We start from the raw sequence: 1,552 nt of genomic DNA, 5'->3' as shown, positions 1-1,552 counted from the left end.
TCCATGCACCATCTCTCGTCCACCCGCAGGCGAGAAGTACAGCACAGATCTCTCCTCCATGGTCTTCTGGTGCAGGAAAGCGGCAGAAACATCGCTGCCATCGATAGGAAGTCGAGGCGTGTCCAGGCTGCACCATTTGGCGAGTGTCGGTAAGACATCAAGGTGGCTAGTCCATGCCTCGCATGTCACTCCCGCAGGGACGTGCTTTGGCCATCGAACAAGAAAGGGGACACGCACGCCACCTTCGAAGGTAGAGCCCTTGCGCCCGCGAGTATTGCCCGGCGAACCCTGAAACCACGGCCCGTGATCGCTGGTGAAGAGCACGATCGTGTCGTCGTGCTGTCCACCTCGCTTGAGAGCGTCCATCAGTCGGCCGACACTCCAGTCAATCTCTTCGACAGCATCTCCATAGGCGCCGAATGCCGAGCGTCCTCGAAAGGCCTTCGATCCTCGCGCCGGGTCATGCGGATAGGAGTAGGCAAGATAAAGAAAGAATGGTTCGGATGCCCGCTGTGTAAGTAGCTTGAGTGCCTCTTCTGTGTAGCGTGGCGTGAGCTCATCACGATCCGTGTCGCTCTCCAGCGTGTCGCCGTTTCGCATCAGCGGGAGCGGCTGCATATCGTCGCTATAGGGAACGCCATAGAAGGAGTCAAAGCCTCGATCTGTCGGGAGATATCCGGCTTCATCGCCCAGATGCCATTTGCCAATGGCGTGCGTACGATAGCCCTTAGCCTTGAACAGGTTCGCAAGTGTCTGCTCCTCCCGTGCCATGGCAACTTTGGCATGTGGAAACAGAGCGCCCGGCGTGTGGCTGCGAGCCGCATAGCGGCCAGTAAGCAGCGCAGCTCGCGATGCCGAACAGATTGGATGCGCTGCATTATGCCGGGCGCATCGAACTCCTTCCTCCGCCAGATGGTCCAGGGTTGGAGTCGGGAGCTTCGATCCGTATGACCCGAGGTCTCCATATCCCAGGTCATCGCAGATCATGAGAAGGACGTTTGGCTGCTTCCTCTGTGGGGTCGCAGTGCTGTGGAGTCGTTGCGATGCACTTGCCTCAGCCTCTACTGATACCGCGGGTGCGAGGATTGAGGCCGTTAGCGATTTCAGGAAATCTCGTCTGTTATTGCTCATGTCTTCCACAGGGAATTTTAGAAGTGGAGTCTGGGGCGTGCTGCCGGACAACCTCTGTGTGAGTTGCTCAGAACCGCCCGGGTGCCCAACCCTCGCAACGCTAGGGTTGGTTAGGAACACCCCAAGTCTCGAACAAACGCAAAACGAATATCTCGATACATCGCTAGATATTCCGGGCACACCGGAAGCTCATATGTGAAGTTGAGCTATCTGGCGTATTCGAACTGCGTGCAGCGACGCGGTATCGATTGCAATAGGACTTGTGGCACAGGAAAGATCCGCCCTTCATCACCTTGTTCTCCCCGCTTTCAGGTCCTTTCGGATTGATGAGGCTGCCGGTGAGATGAAAGTCGGTGCTGAACCAGTCAGCACACCACTCCCAGGTGTTACCTGTTGCTGAGTAGAGGCCGTATCCATTGGG

2 protein-coding genes are annotated in these 1,552 nt (G+C 57.0%); both read right to left on the bottom strand.

The genetic code is table 11. The annotated features are described in order from the left end of the window. On the bottom strand, nt 1-1,131 hold a 1,131-nt coding region (locus AB4043_RS25065; protein ID WP_442308467.1), incomplete at its 3' end, for a sulfatase-like hydrolase/transferase. A 163-nt stretch (nt 1,132-1,294) separates the two neighbouring features. Beyond that, a partial coding sequence (locus AB4043_RS25060; protein WP_442308466.1) for a formylglycine-generating enzyme family protein occupies nt 1,295-1,552 on the bottom strand: 258 nt, incomplete at its 5' end.

Source organism: Terriglobus sp. YAF25 (assembly GCF_052113305.1).
Classification (GTDB): domain Bacteria; phylum Acidobacteriota; class Terriglobia; order Terriglobales; family Acidobacteriaceae; genus Terriglobus.
This window is presented reverse-complemented; position numbering and strand designations above follow the sequence as displayed.